We start from the raw sequence: 7,123 nt of genomic DNA on the forward strand, positions 1-7,123 counted from the left end.
CGCGGTACTATTTGATTTAGCCTCTGGCACATTATCCATGTGATCTCAGGGAGGAGTTCGGATGTCTATCAAAACGTCACTCGGTCTGGCAAGTGCGCTGGCCATTGTCGCCGCCTCAGGCAGCTTTGCGCAGTCGCCGTCAGGAACCGTCACCATCGCCACTGTCAACAACGGCGACATGATCCGCATGCAGGGGCTGACTGCAGATTTTAACGAAAAATATCCGGACATTACCTTGGAATGGGTCACGCTGGAAGAAAACGTCCTGCGTCAGCGGGTCACTCAGGATATCGCGACGAGCGGCGGCCAGTTCGATGTCATGACCATCGGCACCTATGAGGTCCCGATCTGGGGCGAGAATGGCTGGCTGGTGTCGCTGAACGACCTGCCCGACGAATGGAACGCCGATGATCTGCTTCCGGCGATCCGCGACGGGTTGACCGTTGATGGCGAGCTGTATGCAGCGCCATTCTACGGCGAAAGCTCCATGGTGATGTATCGCACTGACCTGATGGAAGCCGCCGGTCTGGAAATGCCCGATGCGCCGTCTTGGGAATTTATCCGCGAAGCCGCGGCTGCCATGACCAACGACAACGTGTATGGCATTTGCCTGCGCGGCAAGGCCGGCTGGGGCGAGAACATGGCGTTCCTGACCGCGATGGCCAACAGCTTCGGGGCGCGCTGGTTCGACATGGACTGGAATGCCCAGTTCGACAGCGATGAATGGGCGCAAACGCTGACATTCTATGAAGATTTGATGAAAAACTACGGCCCTCCGGGTGCGGCGAACAACGGGTTCAATGAGAACCTGACCCTGTTCCAGCAAGGCCGTTGCGGCATGTGGATTGATGCGACAGTGGCGGCAAGTTTCGTGACTAACCCCGCAGATTCAACAGTGGCGGATCAGGTCGGTTTCGCATTGGCACCGGATAATGATTTGGGTCGTCGTGGTAACTGGCTGTGGGCCTGGTCGCTGGCTGTCCCTGCCGGGTCGCAATCCACCGATGCGGCAAAAGCCTTTATCGCATGGGCGACAAGTAGTGATTACACAGCACTTGTGGCGGAAAACGAAGGTTGGGCAAATGTGCCACCAGGCACACGGACGTCGCTTTATGAAAATGCGGACTATCTGGAAGCTGCCCCCTTTGCCGATATGACGTTGCAATCGATCAACTCGGCCAATCCGACATCGCCCAGCATTCAGGACGTGCCCTACACAGGCGTACAGTTCGTGGCGATCCCCGAATTTGCCGGGATCGCGACCGAGGTCGGACAAGAGTTCGCGAATATGCTGGCTGGCCAGCAGACAGTCGAACAAGCGTTGGAAAACGCGCAAGCGTTGACCACTGATGCCATGGAAGCAGCAGGCTACTAAGCTTTCCTCCCCTGCCAGAGGGGTCGCTTCGGCGCTCCTCTGGTTCTTCCCACCGTCATCATAAAGGGTCAGAGCCATGTCCACCAAGGCTTCTCGCAGTGCTGCGCGCCTGATGTTGGCACCTGCTGTCATCCTGCTTTTGGGTTGGATGCTGGTGCCGCTGACCATGACGGTGCTGTTTTCGTTCCAGCGTTATCTGCCGATGCGCGGCGGGTTTCAGGGCTGGATCTGGTTTGACAATTACAGAAGTTTCGTGACCTCCAGCGCGTTCTGGCCATCGGTGCAGGCAACGCTGATCATCGTCGGCTCAGTTCTGGTGATCACCGTCGCGCTGGGTATTTTGCTGGCAATCCTGCTGGATCAGCCGATGTGGGGGCAGGGGATCGTGCGTATTCTGGTGATCGCGCCCTTCTTTGTGATGCCCACGGTATCGGCGCTGGTTTGGAAGAATATGTTCATGGACCCGGTGAACGGTCTGTTTTCGCATCTGTCGCGGCTTTTTGGGGCTGATCCGATATTGTGGCTGTCCGAAGCATCCTTGCCTTCGATCATCCTGATCGTGTCATGGCAATGGCTGCCTTTCGCCACGCTGATCCTGCTGACCGCGATACAGTCGCTGGACAGCGAACAACAGGAAGCCGCGGAAATGGATGGCGCGGGACCCTTCAACCGGTTCTTTTTCATCACTCTTCCGCATCTGTCGCGCGCCATCACCATCGTGATCCTGATACAGACGATTTTTCTTCTGGCGATCTTCGCGGAGATATTTGTCACCACGCAGGGCGCGTTTGGCAGCCGCACGCTGACCTATCTGATTTACCAGCGTGTGCTGGAAAGCCAGAATGTCGGGCTGGGGTCTGCTGGCGGGGTCTATGCGATCATTCTGGCGAATATCGTCGCGCTGTTCCTGATGCGTATCGTCGGCAAGAACCTGGACCGCTGAGAGGGGCACAGATATGGCACGCAAAGTCACTACCACCCGCAAATCGGTGAATACTGCCCTGGCGTGGGCTGTCGGATTGCTGATCTTTTTCCCGATCCTCTGGACGATCCTGACCAGTTTCAAGACCGAAGGGCAGGCAATTTCCGACCCGCCGGTCTGGTTCTTTTTCGACTGGACGCTGGACAATTACCGCACCGTGCTGGACCGGTCTGATTACAGCCGGTTCCTGTGGAATTCGGTCTTCATTGCCGGCGGGTCTACCGTTCTGGGTCTCATCGTCGCGATCCCGGCGGCATGGTCCATGGCTTTTGTGCCATCGACCCAGACCAAGAATATCTTGCTTTGGATGCTGTCGACCAAGATGCTGCCAGCGGTCGGTGTGATCTATCCGATCTATCTGATCTTCATCAAGATGGGTCTGCTGGATACGCGTACGGGCCTGATCATCATCTTGATGCTGATCAACCTGCCGATCATCGTCTGGATGCTTTACACATATTTCAAGGAAATTCCGGGTGAAATTCTGGAAGCCGCCCGCATGGACGGGGCAGGCCTGCGCAACGAGATCATATTCGTGCTGTTGCCGATGGCCTTGCCCGGGATTGCGTCGACTGCGCTGTTGAACCTGATCCTTGCGTGGAACGAAGCGTTCTGGACATTGAACCTGACTGCCGCGAAAGCGGCCCCGCTGACAGCCTTTATCGCCAGCTATTCTAGCCCCGAAGGGTTGTTTTACGCAAAACTTTCGGCTGCTTCGACGATGGCGATTGCGCCGATCCTGATCCTTGGCTGGTTCAGCCAGAAACAACTCGTGCGCGGCCTGACTTTTGGCGCGGTGAAATAAGGAACCTGACCTATGGGACGTATCGTTCTGCAAGATGTGACCAAAGCCTTTGGTGAAGTTACCGTGATCCCGCCGCTGAACCTGACCATTGAGGATGGCGAGTTTGCGGTTTTCGTCGGCCCTTCGGGTTGCGGGAAATCCACACTCTTGCGCCTGATCGCGGGGCTGGAGGATGTCACCTCCGGCCGGATCGAGATTGACGGTGTTGAGGCGACAGCCGCCCCGCCGTCCAAGCGGGGGCTGGCGATGGTGTTCCAGTCTTACGCGCTTTACCCGCATATGTCGGTGCGCAAAAATATCATGTTCCCGCTGCGTATGGCGGGCATGGACAAGGCCGAACAGAACAGGCGCGTTGATCTCGCGGCATCGGTGCTGAACCTGACCGATTATCTTGATCGCAGACCGGGCCAATTGTCCGGCGGACAGCGCCAGCGCGTCGCCATCGGGCGTGCGATTGTGCGCGAGCCGTCAGCGTTCTTGTTTGATGAACCGCTTTCCAACCTTGATGCCGCTTTGCGTGTCGGCATGCGCCTGGAAATCAGCGAATTGCATACGCGGCTGAAGACCACGATGGTTTACGTGACCCACGATCAGGTCGAGGCGATGACTATGGCCGACAAGATCGTCGTCCTGCGCGCGGGGCATATCGAACAGGTGGGCGCGCCGCTGGACCTTTACCGTGCGCCACGAAATCTGTTTGTGGCGGGGTTTATCGGATCACCCAGGATGAATTTCATCGCAGGACCAGAGGCCGCCAAACATGACGCCCACACCATCGGGATCCGGCCCGAACATATTGCGGTCTCGGCCGATACCGGCCCTTGGTCGGGCGTGGTGGGTGTGTCCGAACATCTGGGGTCGGATACGTTCTTTCACGTCCATCAGACCGGCCTGGCCGAGACGATCACCGTGCGTGCCGACGGCGAGGTCGGCTTTCGCCATGGTGACCGCATTCACCTGACACCGCGCGCAGATGTCATTCACCGCTTTGACGACAAAGGACTACGGATCGCATGAAACGACTGGACGGAAAAACCGCGCTGATCACCGGCGCTGCGCGCGGCATCGGGCTGGCCTTTGCCGAGGCCTATATCCGCGAAGGGGCGCGCGTGGCGCTTGCTGATATCGACATCGCGCGGGCAGAAGGTGAAGCGGCACGTCTGGGCAACGCTGCTTTTGCGGTGGAAACGGACGTGACCCGGCAGGACAGTATTGATGCAGCCGTGGATGCGACGGTCGCGCATTTCGGGCAAATCGACATCCTGATCAACAATGCCGCAATATTTACCGCAGCGCCCATTGCAGAGATCAGCCGTGATGATTTTACGCGCTGTTTTGATATCAACGTCACAGGTACACTGTTCACGATGCAGGCCGTGGCCAAGCATATGATCGCGCGTGGGCAGGGTGGCAAGATCATCAACATGGCGTCGCAGGCCGGGCGGCGAGGCGAGGCTTTGGTCGCCGTTTATTGCGCCACCAAGGCCGCTGTCATCAGCCTGACCCAATCGGCGGCACTGAACCTGATCGAACACGGGATCAACGTGAACGCCATCGCCCCCGGTGTCGTGGATGGCGAACATTGGGAGGGGGTGGATGCCTTTTTCGCGAAATATGAAAACAAGGCCCCCGGTCAGAAAAAACGCGAAGTGGGCGCCGCTGTCCCCTATGGGCGTATGGGCACGGCGCAGGACCTGACGGGTATGGCGGTTTTTCTGGCGTCGTCCGAGGCGGATTACATCGTGGCGCAGACCTATAATGTGGATGGTGGCCAATGGATGAGTTGACGCCGCTTTCACTGGCCCGCCTTGGCAAGTTGCCTGCCCCTGTGCAGGTTCCCCGCTATGCCCGTGCCGATCTGTCAGCCGGCATCGTTCATATCGGCTTGGGGAATTTCCACCGTGCGCATCAGGCATGGTATACCCACCGCCTGATGAATCAGGGTCTTGCGCACGATTGGGCGATCGTGGGCGCAGGTGTGCGTCCCGGCGACAGTGTGATGCGGGACAAGCTGTTGGCGCAGGATTGCCTGACAACGCTGATCGAGCTTGATCCATCGGGAAAATCTGCCGAGGTGAGCGGTGCGATGATCGATTTCCTGCCGGTCGAACCGGATAATGCCACGCTCATTTCGCGGATGGCGATGCCCGATATCCGCATCGTTTCGCTGACCGTGACCGAGGGTGGATATTACATCGACGCGGGCAGTGGCGGGCTGGACGTGGCGCATGCCGATATCCGCCACGACGCCGAAAACCCGCAAACACCACGCACGGCCTTCGGCGCTATGGTCGCCGCGCTGGCTCTGCGACGGGCGCGGGGCATAGGGCCCTTCACCGGGCTTTGCTGCGATAATCTGCAGAGCAATGGCGCAATCCTGCGGCAAACTGTCGTTGGCCTTGCCCGCCTGTCCGACGCCGACTTGGCTGACTGGATTGACGCGAAGTGCAGTTTCCCCAATTCCATGGTCGATTGCATCGTCCCGGCCACCGGCCCGCGCGAGATCGCACTGGCGCAGGATTTCGGCATCAGGGACACCGCACCCGTGACGCATGAAAATTTCCGCCAATGGGTCATAGAGGATGATTTCTGCGCCGGCCGACCCGACTGGGACCAGGCAGGCGCGACCTTTACTGCCGACGTCCATGCGCATGAACTGATGAAAATCCGTATCCTGAATGGCGGGCATCAGGTGATCTGCGGCGCTGGTGAATTGCTTGGCCTCGGTACGATTGCCGCGACTATGGCGCATCCCGGTATTTGCGCCCTGTTTCAGCAGGTCGCGACACGGGAAATCGCGCCTCATGTCGCGGTGGTGCCGGGCCAGACGGCGGAGGAATACATCGACCTGATCGCCCGGCGTTTTGCCAACGCTGAAATCGCTGATACCACCCGCCGTGTGGCCTTTGACGGGACAAGTCGGCACGCAGGCTTTATCGTGCCCTCGATCCGCGATGGTGTCGCGCGCGGCACACCGGTGGATGGGCTGGCGCTGGTGTCTGCGATCTGGGCGCGCTATTGCCTTGGCAAAACCGAAGACGGTCAGAACATCGCGCCCAATGATCCCCATTGGCCCAGCTTGCAGGACGCCGCGCGACGGGCCGAGACAGACCCTTTGGCATGGCTCGAACAACATCACATTTACGGTGATCTGAAGGATGCACAGCGCTTTTCGAGTGCCTTCGCCACAGCCTATCAGCAGGTGCAAAGCCACGGCGTCGGGCGGACTATTGCTCGCAAATGACATTGGCAGGCAGCGCTTTGTCGCAAAGCGGTCAAGACCGGTCGTCTTGACCCTACGCCTCGTGGTCATGATCCTTTTGTAATCCCACGTAGCTATGAGATGTTTTAGCTTCTCGCCATGTCGGCTATTTTCAGACACGGCAGTTTCGCTACCGCTTTACATGGCCGACCCAAAGCTGCTGACACGACACCTCATCCCGGAAAGTACATCATGTCCAAATTCGCCCTGACCGTAAGTTGTGATAGTGCCCGCGGCATCGTTGCCGCCATCGCCGGCTTTCTCGCCGATCATGGCTGTAACATCACCGACAGTTCCCAGTTCGATGACACCCAGACGGGCAAGTTCTTCATGCGGGTCAGTTTCACCAGCGAAACAGGTGCCGCGCTTGACACGTTGTCAAAGGATTTCGCCGCGATCGGGGCGCTGTTTGATATGACGTTCGCGTTCCACGACGAAGCAGAGCGTATGAAGGTCATCATCATGGTCTCGCGTTTCGGACATTGCCTGAACGATCTTCTGTATCGCTGGCGCATCGGGGCTCTGCCGATTGATATTGTGGCCGTAATATCAAACCACATGGATTATCAGAAGGTGGTCGTGAATCACGACATTCCGTTCCATTGCATTCCCGTGACTAAGGAAAACAAACCCGACGCCGAAGCGCGCATCATGGATGTGGTAAATTCAACCGGCGCCGACCTGATCGTTCTGGCCCGG

At 58.3% G+C, this 7,123-nt stretch carries 7 protein-coding genes; all 7 read left to right on the forward strand.

Features of this window, described 5'->3' with window-relative positions; translation table 11 throughout:
• Nucleotides 1-61: 61 nt before the first annotated feature.
• Nucleotides 62-1,375, forward strand: coding sequence for an ABC transporter substrate-binding protein (locus tag ACK4TM_RS08845; RefSeq protein WP_409699877.1), 1,314 nt, complete (start codon nt 62-64; stop codon nt 1,373-1,375).
• A 76-nt stretch (nt 1,376-1,451) separates the two neighbouring features.
• The gene (locus ACK4TM_RS08850; RefSeq protein WP_409699880.1) at nt 1,452-2,318 is read left to right on the forward strand and encodes a carbohydrate ABC transporter permease; all 867 of its coding nucleotides are present in this window, start codon (nt 1,452-1,454) and stop codon (nt 2,316-2,318) included.
• A gap of 13 nt (nt 2,319-2,331) precedes the next feature.
• Nucleotides 2,332-3,162 carry a carbohydrate ABC transporter permease gene (locus ACK4TM_RS08855; protein ID WP_409699883.1) on the forward strand — a complete coding sequence of 277 codons (831 nt, stop codon included), beginning with the start codon at nt 2,332-2,334 and terminating at the stop codon, nt 3,160-3,162.
• Between the two features lie 12 nt (nt 3,163-3,174).
• The gene (locus tag ACK4TM_RS08860; protein WP_409699886.1) at nt 3,175-4,179 is read left to right on the forward strand and encodes an ABC transporter ATP-binding protein; all 1,005 of its coding nucleotides are present in this window, start codon (nt 3,175-3,177) and stop codon (nt 4,177-4,179) included.
• Complete coding sequence (locus ACK4TM_RS08865) at nt 4,176-4,949, forward strand: L-iditol 2-dehydrogenase (protein ID WP_409699889.1); 774 nt, start codon at nt 4,176-4,178, stop codon at nt 4,947-4,949. The genes ACK4TM_RS08860 and ACK4TM_RS08865 overlap by 4 nt, the downstream gene beginning before the upstream one ends.
• Nucleotides 4,937-6,406 (forward strand): mannitol dehydrogenase family protein, encoded by a 1,470-nt coding sequence (locus tag ACK4TM_RS08870; RefSeq protein ID WP_409699892.1) that lies wholly within the window; start codon nt 4,937-4,939, stop codon nt 6,404-6,406. The genes ACK4TM_RS08865 and ACK4TM_RS08870 overlap by 13 nt, the downstream gene beginning before the upstream one ends.
• Before the next feature lie 210 nt (nt 6,407-6,616).
• Nucleotides 6,617-7,123: ACT domain-containing protein (locus ACK4TM_RS08875; protein WP_409699895.1), on the forward strand; the 507-nt coding region annotated here is incomplete at its 3' end.

The organism is Yoonia sp., assembly GCF_046292185.1.
Lineage (GTDB): Bacteria > Pseudomonadota > Alphaproteobacteria > Rhodobacterales > Rhodobacteraceae > Yoonia.

Excerpts from the sequence above, each read along its gene's own strand:
- ACK4TM_RS08870 (WP_409699892.1), top strand. The coding sequence starts at position 4,937 with ATGGATGAGTTGACGCCGCTTTCACTGGCCCGCCTTGGCAAGTTGCCT.
- ACK4TM_RS08865 (WP_409699889.1), top strand. The coding sequence starts at position 4,176 with ATGAAACGACTGGACGGAAAAACCGCGCTGATCACCGGCGCTGCGCGC.
- ACK4TM_RS08845 (WP_409699877.1), top strand. The coding sequence starts at position 62 with ATGTCTATCAAAACGTCACTCGGTCTGGCAAGTGCGCTGGCCATTGTC.
- ACK4TM_RS08860 (WP_409699886.1), top strand. The coding sequence starts at position 3,175 with ATGGGACGTATCGTTCTGCAAGATGTGACCAAAGCCTTTGGTGAAGTT.
- ACK4TM_RS08855 (WP_409699883.1), top strand. The coding sequence starts at position 2,332 with ATGGCACGCAAAGTCACTACCACCCGCAAATCGGTGAATACTGCCCTG.
- ACK4TM_RS08850 (WP_409699880.1), top strand. The coding sequence starts at position 1,452 with ATGTCCACCAAGGCTTCTCGCAGTGCTGCGCGCCTGATGTTGGCACCT.